Source organism: Nitrospirota bacterium, from assembly GCA_016207905.1.
Classification (GTDB): domain Bacteria; phylum Nitrospirota; class Thermodesulfovibrionia; order Thermodesulfovibrionales; family JdFR-86; genus JACQZC01.
Genome location: JACQZC010000072.1, coordinates 1 through 21,969 on the forward strand (window position 1 = coordinate 1; position 21,969 = coordinate 21,969).

A 21,969-nucleotide genomic window follows, 5' to 3' on the forward strand; every position below is an offset into this window, starting at 1 on the left:
CATATACCTTAGAAGGAATCTTTTATCCGACTCTGTATGTAACAGACACTCAAGGCAATATTTATTCTGATGTGATTGCAATCACTGTGCTTTCAAAGACAGAGATGGATAACCTTCTTAAAGGGATATGGGAGAGGATGAGGGGAGATCTGGCAAACGGTGATGTCAATAGTGCGACACTCTATTTCGATGACTTTTCAAAGGATGCCTACAGAGAAATGTTTTCTGCCCTTTCTTCGTTCCTTCTCCAGATAACACAAGAACTTACCGACATCAAGCTTATAAAGCTTACAGAGGATTTAGCAGAATATGATATAAGGACATTCAGAAACGGCAAAGAATACTCTTTTTACCTGTTATTTGTAAGGGACAAAAGCGGACTATGGAAAATAAGGTCTTTTTAGGGGATTAATTATGGAGAATCTTTTAAGTAAAAAACTTATTCTGGTTACAGGGATTATTTTTGTGATGTTTCTTCTATTATCCACAGCAGTAGAGGCTTTTGCTGGCTGGGGCTGGATTATATTCCATGAGAGGTCATTTAAGGGTAGGGTGATTGATGCAGAGACTAAAGAGCCTGTAGAGGGTGCAGTGGCGGTTGCACAATATCACGCTAACTATTTAGGTCCGACTGCATCTCATAAAACTCTTATAGATGTTCAGGAGGCTTTAACTGACAGCAAAGGAGAGTTTTTTATTTCCTCCCTTACAAGGCTCATTTATCCCTTTGCACTGGGTAGTGGTACAGATTTTCTGATATGGAAGCCTGGGTATAAGCCTGCCATAAGTCCCGGAGAGTTCTTCAGCAAGGAGCCGGGAACTATAGAGGACTGGCCTGTATGGATACCAGAAATACAGAGCTATGGGGAAAGACCAAGGAGAATCGGTATTGTGGAGCTTGAAGGGGTGAAGACATTGGAAGAGAGACGGATGGTATCAGTCGATCCTTTTGGTGAAGAGAGTGATTGGAAAAAGCAGAAACAGTTTATAAGATTGATAAGGGAAGAATGGGAATTTATTTACAAAGAACCTGCTGGAAACCTTTACAAAATTGAGGAAAAATGATTAGAACTAAACTTATATTTCTTATATTAATTTTATTGTTTAATATACCTTCCGCCTATCCTTTAGAAGTAGAAACCCATGAAGCGATTAATGAACACATTTCTTCTACCCCCGTTAGTGGATTTTCCCTGGATGGCTATTTAAAAAATAATTTAGGCTTTATAAAAGGAAAAGACGAAGAAATAAATGGAAAGAAAATTTCTAGGTTAATAAAAGACGGTGGCAGTTATGAGGACAGTCCGCCATGGACGATTCCATATATCCGTTCTTTGAATCACTTTCATAATCCTTTAAAATTATGGGACAAGGCAGGTCTTAAGGATTCGATATGGGGAGAATCTTCTATCCTGTGGGCTCAGAAGCCTTTAGGGACACAAGGCCCAGGAGGGCATTACTCATGGCATGATGTGAGGGATTATTTCTACAAGGCACTTACCTCAACCGACAAAAATACCAGAGAGAAAAACTTTGCAAAAACATTCAGGGGCATAGGACAGTTGATGCATCTTATTCAGGATGCTTCGGTCCCTGCTCATACAAGGGATGACGCACATATAATCTATAACTATGAGAAGTGGGTTGAAGAACTTAGACTAAAGGAGCCAAGCACATTTAATACTTGGCTGAGTAATGCCACAGGCTACGATAAATCAATTTTGCGTTTTCCACAACATTCATTAGCTCCAGTCCCTATAGCAAAGTTGATGGATACAGACCGATATTATATGGGAACTAATCCAGATATAACAGCATCTTCAGCCATAGGGATTTCCGAATATTCCAATGCCAACTTCTTTAGTGAAGGTACAATTTTCGCAGATTTTCCTTTTCCCAGCTGGAACAGTGTTGAAATAGCCAATTATTCAATACCAGACCCAAGAGATTCATCAAGGACGGTTCTAAGGGAGTATTATAAAAAGGTCAGAGATGGAGAGACAGGTTATCGTTTGGCAACTGTCGGATTGCTTGAGGATTATGTAACAAAATACTTCTCACCATTAGCAAAATTCCTTAGAGCTTCCGAAAAGCCTGCTCTCGATGCAAATGTCTACCGTGACTATGCCTCCCTCCTCATCCCCCGCGCCGTTGGCTACTCAGCAGGACTATTAGATTATTTCTTCAGGGGAAGGATTAGTGCGGTGAATGCTACTTCTTTGATAAACAGCTCCTTCGAAATAATAGACATCCGCTTGAAAATCCAAAACAACACCCCAAATGAGGACATGATAGGAGGAACGGCAGTTATAACATACGAATACACGCTTAATGGAAAAACTGTTTACGGTAAATCCAATGAAGTGGCTATGGCTAAGTATATCGTCATCAAGGGAGTCTCTGAAGGGATGGCAGAAGGCTCAAATGTTTCTCCTTTTAGTTTGGCATTCACCTTTACTGACAACCCTATACCACAAAATGCAAAGAACAAAAAATTCTGGCTCGTATACAAAGGGCGATTAGGGAAAGAGCAAGGTGCTGTGGCAGTAAGCCTTTTATCCGAATCAAAAGTGAGTTTGCCTGCGGCATTAAATGTTTCTATCGGGGAATCTAAAAAACTTTCCATTACTATAGGGAATAATACTTACGAAAAGGACATATCTGCAGAACTTGGCACTCAGACATTTATCAAGGCGAGATTCGCAGAGGGCAATCCTTTTATCGTTGGGGTTTTAACTCAAGCTCAGGGTTCGCTTGATAGCGTAGTTCATTTATATAAATTGACTGATGGAGAAATCATATATGAGGGCGAAGCTAAGAGAATGAAACATCAATCCCAAATGCCTTCAAAAGCTGTAGTGTATTATGAGCCTCTCAATATGTCCGAAAATACTTCTGATATAGACAGGTCTTTTGTGGGAGATGTGAAAGTTACCATAAAGGACGACACTATAAAGAAGTATCCTTATGACCTTTATATCTCAAACGATGGCACAGAAATCAATATAATGGGAAGCTATATGGCATATGCCAATTGGATTTCGGACCATACATACACTTGTACAATAACTGAAAAATATCATGAGCAACCAATAACATACACCCACACATGCAACCTAAGCCGAAATGAGAGCCGACTTTATGAAAAGGGCATATTTATAAATGACAATCTGACGCCTGTTGCAAGCGGCATAATTACAAAAAGATTAATTCCGAGGGATGTTACTTGGTCTGGTACTACTTTTTCTTCGACAGACCTCCATTACTATTTCGGCAATATTTGTTATTGGGGTGCTTATTATGCCGCAGGTATTCCGTCTGAGGTTGGGAGTTTAAGATTCGATGCGATTAAAACACTTTCAAAAGATGACTATGCATATAAAATTCATTACACAGATTCGTGGGGAAATAGTTGGGGATATGCTACCTTTGTATCCGGTATAAATGTGGGAAATTATGAGATGAAGACATCGCTTCTCAGAAAAACAGGCAGCAGTATAGGGCTTGGCAGTTACAGGTCATATAGCTTATCTCAGGGAGGATTTTTCTGCGATGGCTTTCCTGGGTATTTTCTGATAAATGAAAATAATGAGACATTTATGTTTGTTGTATTAAATGCGCAGACAAGGAAGGTTTATGCATATCCAAAGTTTTTGGGGTGTAACCTTGCTGACTATGGAAGCCCTATAATGGAAATGCCAGTGCCATTTGACGACACAGGTATCTCGGATATAACATTCATGAGGTTACCGTAGGACGGGGTGACAATAGATGGGTAAGTTGTAAATAAAAAGTTGTGAAAAGCGTGTAAATTTTTATATAATTCAAGATTTATATGGAGGTTAGAAGATGGCATTGACAGGCGTTGACATATTTAAACTTCTTCCAAAGACGAATTGTAAAAAATGCGGCTATCCAACATGTCTTGCATTTGCAATGAAGTTGGCTCAAAGACAGGCATCCTTAGATTCCTGCCCTGATGTCTCTGAGGAGGCAAAAAGGCTTCTCGGAGAGGCATCCGCACCTCCTATAAGGCAAATAACCTTTGGAATAGGTGCTAAGGCAGTTAAATTGGGCGAGGAGACCGTTCTTTTCAGGCACGACAAGAAATTCGTCAATCCTTGTGCATTCGTAGTTGAGATAAAAGATACATCGAGCGAGGGAGATGTCCTTAAAACTATAGAGGGTGTGCTTACATCAGAGATAGATAGGGTGGGACAGAAGCTAAGAATAGACGGAATACTCATCAATAACGAGTCAAAAGACCCCTCTGCCTTAGAGTCCCTCTCAAAACTCATCAAAGAGAAAGCCCCTGATGTCCCTGTAATCATATCCACAGAAGACCCGGTTGCAGGTGAATCGGCTTTAAACCAGTTTTCGGATAAAAAGCCCATACTCTTTGGAGCAAATCCAAAAAATATAGAGCAAATGGCAAAGGTGGCAAACTCGTTTAAGGTGTCATTGGGTGTATCTGCCAATAGCCTCGATGAGCTTGTCTCACTCACTGAAAAGGCAAAATCCATTGGAATTGAAGATATAGTCATAGATGGAGGGGCAAGAAAAGCAGGTGGAATAATTGAACAAAATACAATAGTTAGGAGAGCATCTATAAAGAAAAACTTTAAGCCTTTAGGGTATCCTGTGATAACCTTTGCTCAGAGGCAAGACAGCATGCTCGAGGCACTTTTAGGTGCATTAGGCGTAGCAAAGTATTCATCCATAGTGGTTTTAAGCAGTATAGAGAAGTGGAAGAATCTTGCCCTTTTCACTATGAGACAGAACATCTACACAGACCCTCAGGTGCCTATGCAGGTTGAGCAGAAGATATACAAGTTAGGGGAGCCTTCGGCTGACTCTCCGCTTCTTATAACGACGAACTTTTCTCTTACATATTTTATAGTCTCTGGCGAGGTGGAAAACAGCAAGGTTCCTTCGAGGCTTGCTGTTATGGACTGTGAGGGGCTTTCTGTGCTTACAGCATGGGCAGCAGGGAAATTCACTGCAGGAAAGATATCGCAGTTCATAAAGGAATCAGGCATCGAAAGCGAGATGAGTCATAGAGAGCTTATTATTCCGGGCTATGTTGCAATCCTAAGCGGTGCAATAGAGGATAAATTAGAGGGCTGGAAGGTCACTGTTGGGCCGAGAGAGGCAAATGCCCTGCCTGCCTTTTTAAAGTCGAGGGCGGCGTAAAGGTTTGATTAATTATGTATAGAGAAATGTTTAAAAATAAAAAAGGAGCGTTTTTTTTTGCACATGGCAAAAAATGCGATTCCTTATATTTAGTAGGAGGTCAGGATGTCTAAGACAATAGCCTCAGCCGCTATAAGAGGAGCCAATGGGCTTGTCAAGGAGGCTGAGGTCATGCTCGATGAGGTTATATCCGAAAAGGGGAATGATTATGCATTCGAGTTCCCGGACACTGCTTTTTATCTGCCAATGGTATATGCCATGACAGGGTTTCCGGTAAAGACCCTTTCTGACATGCGGGTTGCTCTTGGATATGCAAAGGAAATGCTTCATCCTGAGCCAAAGGAGAGCATTTATCTACCTTATCTTGGCGAGGCACTGGATTCGGGAATGGCAACTCTTTTTGCAGAGGAGATAATACTTGCTTTGAAATATATTAAGGGTCTTGAGCCTGCAAAGGACCCTGAGACAGGCTATGTTTATAATGGGTTTATAACAGATACCATACAGAGAAACTTAGGCATCCAGCTTGTTGATGGAACAATGCCTGGCTTTGCGGCTGTTATAGGTGCGGCACCTAACGAGGACATTGCTTTGAGCATCATAAGGGAGCTTCAGGAAAAAAACATCCTGACATTCCTATCAGGACATGTAAATGGAAATTCAGTTACAAAACAGCTCTTGAGACGAGGTGTTGAGCTTGGCTGGGACACAAGGATAGTGCCTCTTGGTCCTGACACAGAGCACACACTTTATGCCTTAGACTGGGCTATAAGGGCATCCCTCATATTCGGTGGAAAAAAGCCCGGAGACTATAAGGGGCATCTTAAATACCAGAAAGACAGGGTATTTGCATTTGCACTAGTACTGGGCGAGCTCGATGACATAAAGTGGACTACTGGTGCAGGTGCTATAAACATGGGATTCCCTGCTGTTTCGGACACCGACATACCTGTTATACATCCAACAGGTGTCTGCATATACGAGGAGGTTGACAAGGAGTTTGAGCACTCTAAGATTGTCCAAAAGGCAATTGAGGTCAGGGGGCTAAAGATTACAATCGAAAAACCTCCTATTCCTGTTTCATATGGTCCTGCTTTTGAGGGCGAAAGAATCAGAAAAGAGGATATGTTCATAGAGTTTGGAGGTCAGAGAACACCTGCATTTGAATGGGTAAGGATGAGGGAGCTTGAAGAAGTAGAAGACGGAAAGGTTACTGTCATAGGCAATGGCTGGCAGGAACGATACGAAAAAGGTGGTCAGATGCCGTTGGGAATTGTCATAGATGTGGCAGGCAGGAAGATGCAAACGGATTTCGAATCGGTTATAGAAAGAAAAATTCATCATAACATAAACGAGGCACAAGGGCTTTGGCATATGGGTCAGCGTGATCTAAACTGGATAAGAATCAATCATAATGCAAAAAAAGAGGGCATTACGCTTGAGCATATAGGACATATAATGACGACAATGACACATCACAGGTTCAGGGCAATCGTGGATAAGGTTCAGGTAACCATATATACGGATGAGGCAGATGTGCTTAAGGTTCAGGAGGAGGCAAGACACTCTTATAAGGAGCGTGACCATAGGCTCGGCGGGCTTGTAGATGAGGCAGTGGATACATTTTATTCATGCCTCTTATGCCAGTCATTTGCCCCAAGCCATGTGTGTGTTATCTCACCTGAAAGGCTTGGTCTTTGCGGTGCATATAACTGGCTTGACTGTAAAGCCGCATTCGAGATAGACCCGACAGGCGGAAATCAGCCTATCACAAAGGGCGGGCTTTTGGATGCAAGATATGGCAGATATACAGGAATAGACGAGTATCTTAAGAAGGCATCAGGAGGCGCGGTAGAGACACTTAACCTCTACACCATAATGGAAAACCCCATGACATCCTGCGGATGCTTTGAGTGCATAATCGCAATAGTCCCTGAGGCAAACGGAGTGATGATTGTTCAGAGAGGACATACGGGTATGACTCCTGCTGGAATGAAATTCTCCACACTTGCAGGCTCTGTTGGCGGAGGGACACAGAACCCCGGGTTTATGGGCATTGGAAGAAATTTTATAGTAAGCAAGAAATTCCTTCATGGAGACGGAGGAATAAAAAGAATCGTATGGATGACAAAGAACCTCAAGGAGAGCCTTAAAGAGGAATTTCAAAAAAGGGCTGAGGAAGAAGGGGTCCTTGACCTTTTGGATAAGATAGCAGATGAGTCTGTAGCAGAGGACTCGGAGAAATTGCTTGAGTTCCTTTCAAGCGTTGGGCATCCGGCACTTGAGATGGAACCTATGTTTTAGTAAGGAGGATATTGTGGAAAAGAACATAAAGAGTGCAAACAGTGCGGCTGAAAAGATTATAGAGTGGGGTGAGGCGCAGGGCATTATGACCTGCTTTGAAAGGGCAGAAAGGCTCAAACCCTGTCCAATAGGCGCAGAGGGTGCGTGCTGTAAGGTCTGCCATATGGGACCATGCAGACTCGTTGGGAAAAACGCAGAGGAAGAGGCAAGAGGTGTATGCGGAGCAACCCTTCCTACGGTTGCGGCAAGAAACCTCGTAAGGATGATAGCCGCTGGAACAGCCGCACACTCAGACCATGCAAGGGATATGGCACTTACACTTCTTGCAGTTGCCACTGGAGAGGTGAAGGACTTTAGAATTACCGATGTCAAAAAGCTAAACAGGACTGCTGAAATCTTAGGCATAGAGTTTGGAAACGGCAGAGCTGTTCTTGACACGGCAAGGGATGTTGCCCTAAGACTGCTTGAGGACTTTGGAAGACAAAAAGGAGAGCTTAATTTCATAAAGAGGGCGCCTCAAAAGACACAGGAGAGATGGAAGAAATGGGGCATAGTCCCAAGAGGCATTGATAGGGAGATTGCAGAGGCAATGCACAGGACATCGGTTGGTGTTGACCATGAGCCTGACCATCTCCTTACACACGGCTTAAGAACTGCTCTTGCCGATGGATGGGGCGGATGCATGGTCTCCACAGACATAACAGACATACTCTTTGGAACTCCAAAGCCAGTAAGGGCAGAGGCAAGCTTTGGAATCTTCAAGGAAGACGAGGTAAACTTAGTTGTCCATGGACATGAGCCATCTCTTGCAGAGATAATTGTAGATATTGCAGGAGACCCTGAGCTTATGGCATATGCAAAATCAAAAGGTGCAAAGGGCATTAACCTTGGAGGCATGTGCTGTACTGCCAATGAGGTCCTGATGAGACATGGAATACCGACTGCAGGTGGATTTACGAATCAGGAGCTTGGCATTATGACAGGACTCGTTGATGCCATAGTGGTTGATGTTCAGTGCATAATGCCTGCATTGGGGGAGCTTTCAAAGAAGTTTCACACGAAGTTAATAACGACCTCTTCGAAGGCAATGATACCTGGTGCAGTTCATGTGGAATACGACGAGCATAAGGCTAAAGAAACAGCTGTTAAGATAATAAAGATGGCGATAGAGAATTTTCCGAATAGGAAAACACTTGGAAGCCATGTAACCGAAAAGTATCCTGTGATAGCAGGTTTCTCCCATGAATACATAGAATACATGCAAGGCGGAAGATGGAGAGCGTCTTTCAGGCCTCTTAACGATGCCATAACTGCAGGAAGGATAAGGGGTGTTGTTGGTCTTGCAGGGTGCGACAATCCGCGTGTGCCATCAACAGGGATTCACAGGTTTCTTGCAGTAGAGCTTATAAAGAACGATGTGCTGATAGTGTCAACTGGCTGTGGCTCTGCGGCATGTGGAACAGCCGGGTATCTTACGCCTGAGATGGCTCTCAATGAGGCAGGACAAGGTTTAAGAGAGGTCTGTGAGGCAATAGGCATTCCTCCAATTCTTCATCTTGGAGCATGCGTGGATAACTCGAGGATTCTTACGATTGCCACTGCAATGGCAGCCGAAGGAGGGCTATCCGATGAGATAGGAGGCATGCCTGCTGTTGGCATTGCTCCTGAATGGATGTCCGAGAAGGCAATTGCCATTGGCTGTTATTTTGCGGCATCGGGTGTGCCTGTGATATTCGGAGGAGATTCTCCTGTTGGTGCATCCGAGGAGGTTACTAAGATAATGACCGAGGTCTGGTTTGAAAGGTTCCGTGGAGCACTTCATTTCGAGCCTGACCCTGAGAAGATGCTTTCCCTTACCCTAAACTACATTGACAAGGCAAGAGAGGCTTTAAAGCTAAGAAAATACGAGCCAGGCAGATTTGGGACAGAAAGAGTTCTTATGGATATGGCAGCAAGAAGAGAGATTGAGCGTGCCGCAAAACCACATATAGGGATATATTAGAGCTTAGGAGGCTCGATGAAAGTAGAAGATATAAATGTAGATATAGAAATCGGAAGGGTTAGAGAAGTCCTTACAGAATGGCAGAAAAAAAGAGGGCTTCTCATACATGCCTTTCAGGAGATTCAGAAAGAGTATAACTATCTTCCAGAGGAGGCACTTAAGGCACTTTCGAGAAAACTCGAAATACCTCTTTCTGATGTCTATAGCACAGCATCTTTTTATAAGCATTTTTATTTTAAGCCAAGAGGAAAAAACATTCTTTGCGTTTGCATGGGCACTGCATGCCATGTAAGGGGCGCAGGGAAGATCCTCGATACCCTCACTGAGAGACTCGGTATTGCAGAAGGTGAGACTGCAGCGGATATGTCGGTGACACTTGAAACAGTTGGCTGTGTTGGTTGTTGTGGGCTTGCACCTGTCATAACAGTAAACGAGGAGGTTGTTGGAGAGGTAACACCTAAAAAGGTTGCTAGTGTCATGGAGAAAGCAAAGGCAAGAAGGTGATGGAAAGACTTAAAAGTATAGAAGCTCTGAAGGCATTAAGAGAAAGGCTGAAGAAAGAGACATTCAGGCCCGAGGTGCCCAGAGTCAGGGTTTGCACAGGCACTGCATGCACTGCAACTGGCTCGGCATATGTTATAGATGCATTAGACGATGAGACAAAGAAAAAAGGCATCGAGATAGATATTGTAAGGACAGGCTGTCAGGGCTTGTGCCAGAAAGGCCCTGTTATGAGCATAGAGCCACAGGGGATTTTTTATCAGAGGATTAAAAAGGAACATGCACCATGGCTGATTAATTATACGGTTATTGGAGACCTTCCTTACAGGCAGGGGCTTTATAGAAAAGACATTCTTTCAGAGCCTGTGCCACAGATGGTAGATATACCATTTTATAAGAAACAGCTTAGGGTTGCATTAAGAAATAACGGAAGGATAGACCCAAGGAATATATATCACTACATAGCAGTTGGCGGATACAAGGCACTGGAGCGTGCATTAAGCTCTATGAGTCCTGATGAGGTCTTAGATGAGGTAGATAAGGCAAATCTTCGTGGAAGAGGCGGTGCGGGATTCCCTGCTGGAAAGAAATGGAGACATACCAAAAGGACGGGGGGGGAGATTAGGTTCGTTTTAGCCAATGGGGACGAGGGAGACCCCGGAGCCTTTATGGACAGGTCTATAATGGAGGGAGACCCGCACAGCCTTATCGAGGGAATGCTTCTTTGCGCCTATGCGATTGAGGCACAGTATGGGCTTATCTATGTAAGACATGAGTATCCATTGGCTGTAAAAAACCTTGGCATTGCCATAAAACAGGCAGAAGATGTAGGGCTTTTAGGTAAAGACATATTTGGAAAAGGTCTTGATTTCACAATAGACATAAGAGAGGGTGCAGGCGCATTTGTGTGCGGAGAGTCCACTGCACTTATTGCCTCCCTCGAAGGCGAAAGAGGATTTCCAAGGCCAAGGCCTCCAAGGCTTTCAGAGCATGGAGGAGGTGCATGGGGCTATCCAAGCAACTTAAATAACATCGAGACCTATGCATGTGTGCCTCCTATTGTACTTAATGGTGCAAAGTGGTTCCTTGGCATTGGCACAGAGAACTCACCGGGCACAAAGGTCTTTGCCCTTACAGGAAAGGTGAAAAACACAGGGCTTGTCGAGGTCCCAATGGGAATCACCCTAAGGGAGATAATATTCGAGATAGGCGGTGGAATCATCGGAGATAAAAAGTTTAAGGCTATTCAGACAGGAGGCCCATCAGGCGGATGCATTCCAGAGGCATACCTCGATATGCCTGTGGATTTTGATTCCCTTACAAAAGTAGGCTCTATGATGGGCTCAGGCGGAATGGTTGTCATGGATGAGGACACATGCATGGTGGATGTCGCAAAGTTCTTCCTTTCATTCACACAGTCGGAATCATGCGGAAAGTGTCCGCCATGCAGAATAGGCACATACCAGATGCTTGAGATTCTTAAAAGGATAACCTCAGGCAATGGTCTTCCCGATGATATAGAAAGGCTGGAAGACATAGGAAGAAACATCAAAGAGGCATCCCTTTGCGGATTGGGACAGTCAGCGCCAAACCCTGTGCTTTCGACCTTAAGATACTTCAGAGAGGAGTACGAAGAGCATATAAAGGACAAATACTGTAGGGCAAAGGTCTGTAAAGGACTCGGAATGTTCGTTATAGATACCGAGGAGTGTTTTCTCTGCGGACTTTGTAAAGAGGCATGCACCTATGATGCAGTGAAAGAGACAAAAGACAGATTCTTTATAGACCAAGATTACTGCACAAAATGCAAGGCATGCTATCTTGCATGCCCGATTGGCGCAGTTAAGATTAACAAAGGGCTTGAGAGCAAGGCTCTTAAAGAGGCTGAATGACAGAGATAAAAGAGAAAAAGACAGAGGACATAAAGAAAGAGGCAGAGGCAATGAAGTGTCCTCTTTCAAAGTCTCTTTATTACATAGAGGAGTTTCTTTCTGGCCCAATGTGTGGCAAGTGCTTTCCATGCTCTATGGGCACTTATGAGGCAAGGCTCAGGCTTAAAAATATTGTCTCAGGCAGTGGGACCGATTCAGACCTCTTTAGCCTCAAGCGCATTGCCTCTTATATGCTCGATGCCTCTATGTGTAAAAAAGGTAAGGATACTGCTAAATACATGCTCGATTGGATTAATGAGGGGAATTTCACTGAGCACCTGAAAGGAAGATGCCCTTCTATGGAATGTAAGGCATTCATCGAATACAGGGTTATCCCTGAACTATGTATAATGTGCGGGCTTTGTCAGGAGGCATGTAGATACAATGCAATAATAGGCGAAAAAAGACTGTCTTATAAGAGCGGGTATTTACCATTTGAGATAAGACAGAGGCGATGCACAAAGTGTGGGGACTGCATAAAGGTATGCCCCACAATCGCTATAGAGATTATATCCGTTAAGACCGAAAAGGGGTTTTTAACTAAGGTCTGATTTGAAATTTTTTAAGGAGGATTTATGGCAGATAAGATAAGGCTTACTATAGATGGTAAAGAGGTGGCTGTCCCCGAGGGCATAAACATCCTCGAGGCAGCAGGGCTTTCAGGCATTCATATACCAAACCTCTGCTACATGAAGGGAATGAAGCCTGCTGGAGCATGTAGGCTCTGCCTTGTTGAGGTGGAGGGAGCAAAGGTACCACTTATTGCATGCAATGCTAAAGTCAAAGAGGGCATGAAGGTCAATACCTCTACGCCTAAAATACTGGAGACAAGAAGATTCATCATAGACCTCATACTCTCGATGCATCCGCTTGATTGCATGACATGCACAAAGGCAGGTGTATGCCAGCTTCAGAAGTATGCCTATGATTTCGAGCTTAAAGAATCCTCATTTACGAGAAAGAAATTCGGTTATCCAACCGACAGTGCAAACCCGTTTATAAAAAGGGACCCCGAATACTGCATACTCTGTGGAAGATGCGTTAGGGTCTGTAAGGAGCAAGGCACAAATGTCTTAGACTTCATGGGAAGAGGGGTTGGGGCAAAGGTCACAACTGGCAACGATGTCCCTCTTCAGGAGGCAGAGTGCACATTCTGTGGAAGTTGTGTTGATGCCTGTCCTGTAAATGCCCTTCTTGAGGCAGACAGATGGCGAAAGGGCAGGGAATGGGACTACGAGTCCGTTAACTCGGTGTGCCTTCTCTGCGGAAATGGCTGTGATATTACTGTAAGCACAAAAGATGGAAGGATTCAGAAGATAAATGCAGGTGCCATAGAGGGCTCAACCGAAAAATACATTTGTGCCTATGGAAGATTCGGATTTGACTGCATAGAGGCTGAAACAAGGCTTACAAAGCCACTTAAAAAGGTAAACGGCGAGCTTAAGGAAACTACATGGGAAGATGCCCTGAGCATCGTTGCCCAAAAACTCAAAGCCTCAAAGGAAAATGTAGGCTTCATTAGCTCTGCAGGTATACTTAACGAGGATGCCCTGACATTAAAAAAGCTTGCAGAGATGATTAAATCAAAGAACATAGATACGACCTTAAGCCTTTACTCCGATATAGACTCCATGAGAGAATCCCAAAGTGCTGATATTGACACGGCAGACCTGATAGTCCTCGTTGGGCTTAATCCTTCTCAGTGGGAAAGGGTTCTGCCTCAACTGGATGCCTCTATCAGAAGAAGACTTCAAAGGGGCGCAAAACTAATCGTTATAAATTCCTCTGATACAAAGATTAGCTCTCAGGCAAACCTGTTCCTCAAAGGAGACGAATTATCCATACTCAAATCCCTCACAAAAGCACTTATAACAAAGGGCATGAAGGCAGGAAAAGAGCTTGAGAGTGCTGTGAAGGATGCAGTCTTCACAGAGGAGATAGAGAAAGCAGGGGAGATGTTTAAAGGTGCAAAAAGCCCTCTGATATTTTCCCTACCGTCGCTTTTTAAGGCATCGGCAAATCTCTCTCTGATTAAAGGAAGTGCTGTTTCCGTGCCTCTTGAGTCTAATGCAAAGGGTATTGCCCTGATAGGCATTAAAGGGGACGGAATGTCTTATAAGGAGATGCTCTCAGGTAGGGGATTGAGTGTCCTTTATGCCATAGGAGAGGTGCCTTTGAGTAAAAGACCCAATGTTTCTTTCTTAGTGGTAGAGAGCTCTCATCTTACAGAGCTTGCGAAGCAGGCAGATGTTGTTTTACCCTCAGCAGTATTCCTTGAATCACCGGGCACAATTATGGATTATATGGGCGAGCTTAAGTATCTTCCCATGGTGGTTGAGCCAGAAGGAGAGGCAAAAAGCCACAGGGAAATCTTTATAGGCATTTCAAAGCTCATGGCAAAGCCCATAAAGCTACCTACAGAGGCAGAGGTCAAAAAGGCTCTAAAGATAAAAATAAAGCCATCCTTCATCGCATTTCAAAAGACAGAGGGGCTTGATATATCCCCCGAGGACTTTATAGAGTCGATAAATGCATCTGTTATCAATGGCTCAAGGCTTCTCTGGCTAAAAGGGGTTACCTCCTCATTTGACATTAAAGCCTGATACAGATTATCATTTTAAAATCCCCTCTTAAGGCAAAAGGGGTTAAAAATGATGAAGGTAACGGTATCGGAAATCCCAAATGAGGGATTGGATTTTGTAGAGGAGGAGGCTCTCGAGCTTGCTGAGGTCAAGGTAGTATCTCCAGTCAGGCTTAAGCTAAGGGTTGAAAAGGTGGGTAACGAGGTTATTGTAAATGGCTCTGTAAGTGCAGTTGTCGGGCTTGCCTGCAGTCGCTGTTTAAAGGATTTCAGAAAAGACTTCGAGTCATCTTTAAGTGTCGTATATCATCCTGTGGAAGAGCTTAAAGAAGAGGAAGGGCATGAGGTCAAGACAGGAGAATTAGATATAGGGTTTTATAGTGGCGATGAGCTTGACATCTCAGAGTTGCTTAAAGAGCAGATACTCTTAGGTATTCCGATTAAGCCTCTTTGCAAAGACTCCTGTAAGGGCATATGCATTGGCTGTGGTGCTGACCTGAATGAAACTGCTTGCAAGTGCGACACCAAAGGCTCAGGGTCGAGCTTCGATGGGCTGAAAAATTATTTTATCGAAAGGAGGAAGGAATAATAGAAATGGCAAATCCAACGCATCGGCATACAAGGACAAGAAGGGACAAGAGAAGGGCAAACTGGAAGGGACAAGCTCCAAGCCTTGCCATTTGCCCTGAATGCTCTGAGCCGAGACTTAGCCACATGGCATGCCCAAGCTGTGGCACATATAACGGAAGAAAAATCCTTGAGGTAGTAGAAAAACAGACATGAGGATAGCCCTCGATGCCATGGGCGGAGACCATGCCCCACAGGTTACTGTTCAGGGCGCTCTTGAGGCAGTCGATGAATGTCCTGATATAAATGTAATCCTCGTTGGCAACGAAAAGGCATTGCTCAGAGAACTTTCCAGCAAAAAATACCCAAAGGCAAACATAACCATTAGGCATGCATCGGAGTTTATCTCGATGGATGAGCCTTTTTCTTCCCTGAGAAGAAAGAAAGATTCTTCTATAAAAAGGGCAGTAGAGCTTGTCAGGGCAGATGTGGCTGATGCAGTGGTTTCTGCCGGACACTCAGGGATTGCAATGGCTATTTCACTCCTTCTGCTTGGAAAATCGAGAGGTGTTGACAGACCTGCAATAGCCACGGTCATGCCTTCGTATAAAAAACCCTTTGTGCTCATAGATGCAGGTGCCAATGTAGACTGTAAGGCAGACAACCTTCTTCAGTTTGCCCTTATGGCTCATGCATATGCAAGACTTATCCTCGATAGGCCTAACCCTAAGATTGCACTTCTTTCCATAGGAGAGGAATCGATAAAAGGCAATGAGCTTACAAAAGAAGCATTCAAGCTTCTTGAAACTGCAAAGATAAACTTTGTTGGTAATATAGAAGGCAAGGATATATTCATGGGAAATGCGGATGTCGTTGTCTGCGACGGCTTTATAGGGAATGTCTTTCTTAAGACCTCCGAGGGCTTGGCAGAGGTAACGATAAAGATGCTCAAAAGGGAGATTGCCAGTATGATAACGGGAAAGTTGGGTTATCTGTTTTTAAGGCCTGCGTTAAAGAAGTTTAAAAAACAAACCGATTACGCTGAGTATGGCGGTGCACCCCTTTTAGGTATAAACGGCACATGCATCATATGTCATGGACGCTCCACGACCAAGGCAATAAAGAATGCAATTAAAGTGGCAGAGGAGTTTTCGAAAAAGAAAGTTCACGAGGCTATTGCCGAAGAAATACAGGAGATGCATCCAATGGAGAAAACGGTTGTTGCGCTCTAAGATTATCGGAACCGGTTCTTATGCCCCTCAGAGAATCCTCACGAATCATGACCTCGAAAAAATGGTTGATACCTCCGATGAATGGATTCTGGAAAGAACTGGTATCAGGGAAAGAAGGATTGCCGGCGATGAAGAAGCCGCATCTGACCTTGCATATAAGGCATCCATTAAGGCATTGGAGGCATCGGGCATTAAGCCTTCACAGATAGACCTCATAATCGTTGCAACCGTTACAGGCGATATGCTGTTTCCATCCACTGCCTGCGTGCTTCAGGATAAGTTAGGTGCAAGCAATGCAGCAGGCTTTGATATAAACGCCGCATGCTCGGGGTTTATATACGGACTTTCTATAGCAGATAGCATTATAAAGACAGGCAGTCGAAAAAAGATACTTCTGGTTGGCACAGAGATGCTTTCGAGGTTCACGGACTGGCAGGACAGGACAACCTGTGTGCTCTTTGGAGATGGTGCAGGTGCAGTGCTTATTAGCGCAACAGAGGAAGACAGGGGAATAATCTCTACACACATATATTCTAATGGAAAACTGAGGGACCTCCTTATGCTACCAGCAGGTGGCTCGAGGAGACCTGCCTCTGAAGATACACTAAAGGATAAAGGCCACTTCATCAAGATGAAAGGCAATGAGACATTCAAGTTTGCTGTCAAGGCACTGGAGAGCCTTGTTGTGGATACGCTTAAAGAAAACAAGCTTAAGCCTTCTCAGATTACCCTTCTCATACCGCATCAGGCAAACCTGAGGATAATACAGGCAACTGCAAAAAGGCTTGGACTTCCAATGGAAAAGGTGCTTGTCAACATAGACAGATACGGCAATACATCTGCGGCATCTGTGCCCATGGCTTTGGATGAGGCAGTTAGAGGAGGCAGGGTTAGGGAAGGAGACTATATCCTTCTTGAGGCATTCGGCGGTGGTCTTACATGGGCATCTGCCCTCATAAAATGGTAGCAATGGGCATCTTTGACAGACTTAAAACAGGACTTCTGAAAACAAAAAAAGGTTTTATAGAGAAACTCGATGCTGTTTTCAGCAGGGATATTATCGATGAGGAAACCCTCTTAGAGCTTGAAGAGATACTTATAAGCTCGGATGTTGGCATAAAGGCAACTGAAGAGATAGTTAGGTCGTTAAAGGGAAAAGAAAAAGAGATAAAAGGCAGTAAAGGAGGAATCAGGGAATTCCTTAAGAATGAGATGTCTGGGCTTTTAGGCAGGCCCGAGCCTCTCATTATCTATGGCGAGAAGCCTTTTGTAATACTTGCAGTTGGCGTTAACGGTGTTGGAAAGACCACGACAATCGGAAAACTCGCAAGTAGGTTTGTTGGAGAAGGTAAGTCGGTGATTCTTTCAGCCTCTGATACATTCAGGGCAGCTGCAATCGAACAGATTGAAGTCTGGGCAAAAAGAGCAGGGGCACAGCTCATAAAGCATCAAAGCGGCTCGGACCCAGCCGCTGTTTCTTTCGATGCAGTTCAAGCAGGTAAACACAGGGCAGTGGATATTGTTATCGTAGATACAGCAGGAAGGCTACACACAAAGGCTCCTCTTATGGAAGAACTGAGAAAGGTCAAGCGGGTCATTGAAAAGGCATTGCCTGGTGCACCACATGAGGTCTTGCTTGTGGTTGATGCAACAACGGGCCAGAATGCTCTGAGGCAGGCAAAGATGTTCAATGATGCAGTCGGAGTTACAGGCATTGCCCTCGCAAAATTAGATGGCACTGCAAAAGGAGGAATAGTCTTTGCAATAAAAAAGGAACTCGGTATCCCTGTCAGGCTCATAGGAATCGGCGAGGGCATCGATGACCTCAGGGACTTTAACCCAAAGGAATTCGTAGAAGCACTTTTCTCTTAATTACCCGACTAAACCCTCTATTGCTACAAAATAATATCCTATGGTATCTTTACTGATGCTCAAACCAGATAGATGGATTAAGAAGATGGCTAAAAAGGGCATGATTACGCCCTTTGAGGACTCCAGCCTGAAAAAAGGTGTTATCTCCTTTGGCGTAAGCTCATATGGCTATGACATGCGGATTTCAAATGAATTCAAGATATTCGAGGGTAAAAAGAAAGGCGTCATTATCGACCCGAAGTCATTTAATGGAAGCGGGTTTTTTAAGGATTATAAAGGGGATTTCTGTGTAATCCCTGCAAATTCCTTTGTGCTTGCCCGCTCGGTTGAATATTTTAAGATTCCAAAAGATGTGCTTGCCATATGTCTTGGAAAATCTACTTATGCACGGTGCGGCATTATAGTTAATGTCACCCCACTTGAGCCCGAATGGGAAGGCTATGTAACCATAGAGGTGTCAAATACAGCACCAATGCCTGCAAAGATATATGCCGATGAAGGCATAGCACAACTGATATTCTTAGGTGCAGAGACAGTATGCGAGACCTCTTATCGAGACAAGGCAGGAAAGTATCAGGGACAAAAAAGGATAACCCTTCCAAAGATATGATGCTAAAGAAGGAAAAGATAATACTTGCACTGGATGTCTCGGATGCCGGATATGCACTTGAGCTGGTTGACAGATTCAGCGAGCATATCAGCATATTCAAGGTCGGTCTTGAGCTGTTTTCCTCAGCAGGCCCTTCGATTGTGGAAAAGATAAATGAGAAGGGTAAAAAGGTCTTTCTTGACCTGAAATTTCACGATATACCAAATACGGTCTCAAAGGCTGCTGTTTCGGCAACTACGCTGGGTGTTCATATGTTCAATATCCATGCCTCTTCTGGTTTTGAGGCAATGCGTAGGTGCAGGGACTCTGTTGTTGAGTTTTGCCTTAAAAAAAACCTTAACAGACCAAAGATGCTTGGAGTTACTGTGCTGACAAGTCTTTCACAGGAGACATTGAGGGAGGAATTGGGAATCCAGCATAGCCTTAGAACCCATGTCAGACACCTTGCGGCACTAAGCCTTAAGGCAGGTCTCGATGGTGTCATAGCCTCTGGACATGAGGTCTCGATGATAAGAAACCACTGTGACAAAAGCTTTATTATAGCAACACCGGGGATAAGACCTTCGTGGAGCCCTCCTGATGACCAGAAAAGGACAATGACCCCAAGACAGGCACTCAGGGAAGGAGCGGACTACCTTATAATGGGTAGGGCTATCCTTAATCAGGCAGACCCTCTAAAAGCCCTTGACCTGATAACCTTAGAGATATTGACTGTTTAGAGGCAGGCTTACAAATGCCTATCGCTTTTGAGACACAGTTAAATAAAAGGGATTTCCTTGAGAGCATAAAAGAGGGATTCATACCTCCGCTTTATACCGAGATACCTTACATCTCGCCTGCCGCTATGTATGCAAACTTTTCAGGTACGCAGAGCTTTCTCTTTGAGAGCGTAAAAGGACCTCCTAAGATAGCACGCTATTCCTTCATAGGATTTGAGCCATACCTGACATTTAAGGTCAAAAACAATGTGGTTGAATTGAAGTCAAATGGTAAAAACTCCTTGTCTACGGAGAGACCTCTTAAGAGGCTTAAGGAACTGCTTGACATCTATAGACAAAGACCAGCGATAGGACTGCCTCCATTTCAGGGAGGTGCAGTAGGGCTTTTTTCTTATGATTTCGTCCGTTATATAGAGGACATCCCTGAAACCGCAGTGGATGACCTTCATCTGCCTGATGCACACTTTTTACTTATGGATAGACTTATAGCCTTTGACCATGTAAAGGAAAAAGCATGGGCAATAGTGTGCCCTGGTGTCAGGGACACAGGATTCGGATATAAAGACCTCTCTCAAATCGACTGGAAAGAAAAATTCCATGAGGCAGAGCATGAGCTGGGTGAGATACTGAGGCGGGTTGGCTTTAATCCGTCTAATGTTGTCTCTAATGCCCCGCCTGCTATAGAGGTCGTTTATGGGATGAAGAAAGAGGATTACATCTCGATGGTCAGAAAGGCAAAAGAGTATATTTCCGCAGGCGACATATTTCAGGCAAACCTCTCCCTCAGGCTCAGCTCTTTTATCGGAGATATACATCCGTTTTGCCTTTATACGATTTTGCGGGATATAAACCCCGCGCCTTTTGCTTTTTTCATGGACCTCGGCGATTACTCGATTGCCAGTTCCTCGCCTGAAAGACTTTTTCTTGTCAGGGACGGCATCATAGAGACAAGACCCATAGCAGGCACAAGACCAAGAGGCAGGGACAGCGCCGAAGACGAGATTATGCGTTCCGAGCTTCTTCTGAATGAAAAAGAAAGGGCAGAGCATATAATGCTTATAGACCTCGAAAGGAACGACCTCGGAAAGGTAGCTGATTATAGCTCGGTAAGTGTGGATGAGATCATGATTACAGAGGATTACTCCCATGTTATCCATATAGTGTCGAATATCAAGGGAAGGCTTGCATCAGGAATGACCATGTTTGACTCCATCAGGGCAGTATTTCCCGGAGGCACGATAACAGGCGTGCCAAAGGTCAGATGCATGGAGATTATCGATGAGCTTGAGCCTGTAAGAAGGGGACCTTATACAGGCTCTGCCGGGTATTTTGGGTTTTCAGGCAATGCGGATTTCAACATAATCATAAGGACATTCGTTATAAAGGATAAGATTGCCTATGTTCAGGCAGGCGCAGGAATCGTTGCGGACTCAGACCCTGAGAGGGAATACCATGAGACCCTTAAAAAGGCTGAGGCATTGATAAAGACATTACATTCTGTCAATAAAAAACTGGTATAATAAATATATAATGAAAGGGTTTCCCAAAAATGCATTAGTTGTTTTATTTCTGGGCATGCTTTTTTTTGCCTCCAAAGGCGATGCCGCGACAATAGGTATAATACTCACATCGGATGTACCGTATTATAATGAGATTCATGATGCATTGATTTCGAGATTGGTAAAGAGGGGCTACTCCGAGAGACTGAAATTCATTGTCCAGAAACCTTATCCTGACCCAGTTGCATGGAGCAATGCGGCAAGAAAGCTTATTGCGGCTGATGTTGACATCATTGTGACTTATGGCTGTGGAGCTACATTTGCCACCCTCAGGGAAAGGCCTGATGTGCCAGTAGTATATGCAGGTGTGTATGAGCCTGTGCTCTCAAAGCAAAGGGCAAAAAACCTCACAGGCGTAACCTATAATCTTCCTGTCTCGAGCATCCTGAGATACCTTAGGACAACTACCTCCATTAAAACCTTAGGGGTCCTATACTCCAGCATGGAAGAGGATTCATTGCATCAGCTTGAGGAGATAAAAGCCCTTTCCCCGAAATACGGCTTTAGCGTTACAGGGCTGAATCTCAAAAAGACCGCTGACATTACAGTTGTGCTTTCCGAAAGCAAAACAGATGCAATATTTCTTACATCCTCCTCTTTGGTAAATGCCGCACTCCCTACAATCCTAAATATAACCAGAAATAAAAAGATACCTACAGGCTCTTTGCTAACATGTGGCGAGATATGTGCCCTCATAACCCTTACTGCAGACCCAAAAGAGCAGGGCAGTGAGGCATCCGATAAATTAATAGAGATACTTAATGGTAAATCCCCGAGGGATATTCCGGTATCTCATTCTAAAAATACGGAACTGATATTTAATATGAAGAATGCAAATGATATTGGTATAAAGATTCCAATAGAACTCGTGACAGAGGCAACGAAGATACTATATTAG

19 protein-coding genes are annotated in these 21,969 nt (G+C 44.0%); all 19 read left to right on the forward strand.

Annotated elements, in window-relative coordinates; genetic code table 11:
• The coding region (locus HY805_08945) for a hypothetical protein (protein MBI4824336.1) at positions 1–404 on the forward strand (404 nt) is incomplete at its 5' end.
• Positions 405–414: 10 nt separating this feature from the next.
• Entirely contained in the window at positions 415–1,065 is a 651-nt protein-coding gene (locus HY805_08950) for a hypothetical protein (protein ID MBI4824337.1), read from the forward strand.
• Complete coding sequence (locus HY805_08955; GenBank protein MBI4824338.1) at positions 1,062–3,755, forward strand: hypothetical protein; 2,694 nt, start codon at positions 1,062–1,064, stop codon at positions 3,753–3,755. Before HY805_08950 ends, HY805_08955 begins: the two co-directional genes overlap by 4 nt.
• Positions 3,756–3,849: 94 nt before the next feature.
• Positions 3,850–5,193 (forward strand): acetyl-CoA decarbonylase/synthase complex subunit gamma, encoded by a 1,344-nt coding sequence (locus HY805_08960; GenBank protein MBI4824339.1) that lies wholly within the window; start codon positions 3,850–3,852, stop codon positions 5,191–5,193.
• 105 nt (positions 5,194–5,298) lie between these two features.
• The gene (gene cdhC / locus HY805_08965) at positions 5,299–7,497 is read left to right on the forward strand and encodes a CO dehydrogenase/CO-methylating acetyl-CoA synthase complex subunit beta (GenBank protein MBI4824340.1); all 2,199 of its coding nucleotides are present in this window, start codon (positions 5,299–5,301) and stop codon (positions 7,495–7,497) included.
• 25 nt (positions 7,498–7,522) lie between these two features.
• The gene (cooS, locus tag HY805_08970) at positions 7,523–9,499 is read left to right on the forward strand and encodes an anaerobic carbon-monoxide dehydrogenase catalytic subunit (GenBank protein MBI4824341.1); all 1,977 of its coding nucleotides are present in this window, start codon (positions 7,523–7,525) and stop codon (positions 9,497–9,499) included.
• Positions 9,500–9,514: 15 nt separating this feature from the next.
• A complete protein-coding gene (gene nuoE, locus HY805_08975) occupies positions 9,515–10,003 on the forward strand; it encodes an NADH-quinone oxidoreductase subunit NuoE (GenBank protein MBI4824342.1) in 489 nt (162 codons plus the stop codon).
• Positions 10,003–11,892, forward strand: a complete 1,890-nt coding sequence (locus tag HY805_08980) for an SLBB domain-containing protein (GenBank protein MBI4824343.1) — start codon at positions 10,003–10,005, stop codon at positions 11,890–11,892. Before nuoE ends, HY805_08980 begins: the two co-directional genes overlap by 1 nt.
• On the forward strand, positions 11,889–12,482 hold the full coding sequence (locus HY805_08985; protein MBI4824344.1) for a 4Fe-4S binding protein: 594 nt from the start codon (positions 11,889–11,891) through the stop codon (positions 12,480–12,482). The genes HY805_08980 and HY805_08985 overlap by 4 nt, the downstream gene beginning before the upstream one ends.
• A gap of 24 nt (positions 12,483–12,506) precedes the next feature.
• A complete protein-coding gene (locus tag HY805_08990; GenBank protein MBI4824345.1) occupies positions 12,507–14,534 on the forward strand; it encodes a molybdopterin-dependent oxidoreductase in 2,028 nt (675 codons plus the stop codon).
• Positions 14,535–14,582: 48 nt separating this feature from the next.
• A complete protein-coding gene (locus tag HY805_08995) occupies positions 14,583–15,101 on the forward strand; it encodes a DUF177 domain-containing protein (GenBank protein MBI4824346.1) in 519 nt (172 codons plus the stop codon).
• A gap of 5 nt (positions 15,102–15,106) precedes the next feature.
• Positions 15,107–15,295: a 50S ribosomal protein L32 gene (gene rpmF, locus HY805_09000; protein MBI4824347.1), complete on the forward strand. Its 189-nt coding sequence runs from the start codon at positions 15,107–15,109 to the stop codon at positions 15,293–15,295.
• Positions 15,292–16,311, forward strand: coding sequence for a phosphate acyltransferase PlsX (plsX, locus tag HY805_09005; protein ID MBI4824348.1), 1,020 nt, complete (start codon positions 15,292–15,294; stop codon positions 16,309–16,311). Before rpmF ends, plsX begins: the two co-directional genes overlap by 4 nt.
• Positions 16,301–17,278 (forward strand): ketoacyl-ACP synthase III, encoded by a 978-nt coding sequence (locus tag HY805_09010; protein MBI4824349.1) that lies wholly within the window; start codon positions 16,301–16,303, stop codon positions 17,276–17,278. The genes plsX and HY805_09010 overlap by 11 nt, the downstream gene beginning before the upstream one ends.
• Positions 17,279–17,280: 2 nt before the next feature.
• The gene (gene ftsY, locus HY805_09015; protein MBI4824350.1) at positions 17,281–18,183 is read left to right on the forward strand and encodes a signal recognition particle-docking protein FtsY; all 903 of its coding nucleotides are present in this window, start codon (positions 17,281–17,283) and stop codon (positions 18,181–18,183) included.
• 52 nt (positions 18,184–18,235) lie between these two features.
• Positions 18,236–18,793, forward strand: a complete 558-nt coding sequence (locus HY805_09020) for a dCTP deaminase (GenBank protein MBI4824351.1) — start codon at positions 18,236–18,238, stop codon at positions 18,791–18,793.
• Positions 18,790–19,512, forward strand: coding sequence for an orotidine-5'-phosphate decarboxylase (gene pyrF, locus HY805_09025; protein ID MBI4824352.1), 723 nt, complete (start codon positions 18,790–18,792; stop codon positions 19,510–19,512). The genes HY805_09020 and pyrF overlap by 4 nt, the downstream gene beginning before the upstream one ends.
• A gap of 14 nt (positions 19,513–19,526) precedes the next feature.
• Positions 19,527–21,032 (forward strand): anthranilate synthase component I family protein, encoded by a 1,506-nt coding sequence (locus tag HY805_09030; protein MBI4824353.1) that lies wholly within the window; start codon positions 19,527–19,529, stop codon positions 21,030–21,032.
• Between the two features lie 10 nt (positions 21,033–21,042).
• Entirely contained in the window at positions 21,043–21,969 is a 927-nt protein-coding gene (locus HY805_09035; GenBank protein ID MBI4824354.1) for an ABC transporter substrate-binding protein, read from the forward strand.

Coding starts and splice junctions, on each gene's coding strand:
- nuoE (MBI4824342.1), top strand. CDS start 9,515: ATGAAAGTAGAAGATATAAATGTAGATATAGAAATCGGAAGGGTTAGA.
- rpmF (MBI4824347.1), top strand. CDS start 15,107: ATGGCAAATCCAACGCATCGGCATACAAGGACAAGAAGGGACAAGAGA.
- cdhC (MBI4824340.1), top strand. CDS start 5,299: ATGTCTAAGACAATAGCCTCAGCCGCTATAAGAGGAGCCAATGGGCTT.
- HY805_08960 (MBI4824339.1), top strand. CDS start 3,850: ATGGCATTGACAGGCGTTGACATATTTAAACTTCTTCCAAAGACGAAT.
- HY805_08995 (MBI4824346.1), top strand. CDS start 14,583: ATGATGAAGGTAACGGTATCGGAAATCCCAAATGAGGGATTGGATTTT.
- HY805_08950 (MBI4824337.1), top strand. CDS start 415: ATGGAGAATCTTTTAAGTAAAAAACTTATTCTGGTTACAGGGATTATT.
- HY805_09030 (MBI4824353.1), top strand. CDS start 19,527: ATGCCTATCGCTTTTGAGACACAGTTAAATAAAAGGGATTTCCTTGAG.
- plsX (MBI4824348.1), top strand. CDS start 15,292: ATGAGGATAGCCCTCGATGCCATGGGCGGAGACCATGCCCCACAGGTT.
- HY805_08985 (MBI4824344.1), top strand. CDS start 11,889: ATGACAGAGATAAAAGAGAAAAAGACAGAGGACATAAAGAAAGAGGCA.
- HY805_08980 (MBI4824343.1), top strand. CDS start 10,003: ATGGAAAGACTTAAAAGTATAGAAGCTCTGAAGGCATTAAGAGAAAGG.
- HY805_08990 (MBI4824345.1), top strand. CDS start 12,507: ATGGCAGATAAGATAAGGCTTACTATAGATGGTAAAGAGGTGGCTGTC.
- pyrF (MBI4824352.1), top strand. CDS start 18,790: ATGATGCTAAAGAAGGAAAAGATAATACTTGCACTGGATGTCTCGGAT.
- HY805_08955 (MBI4824338.1), top strand. CDS start 1,062: ATGATTAGAACTAAACTTATATTTCTTATATTAATTTTATTGTTTAAT.
- HY805_09035 (MBI4824354.1), top strand. CDS start 21,043: ATGAAAGGGTTTCCCAAAAATGCATTAGTTGTTTTATTTCTGGGCATG.
- ftsY (MBI4824350.1), top strand. CDS start 17,281: ATGGGCATCTTTGACAGACTTAAAACAGGACTTCTGAAAACAAAAAAA.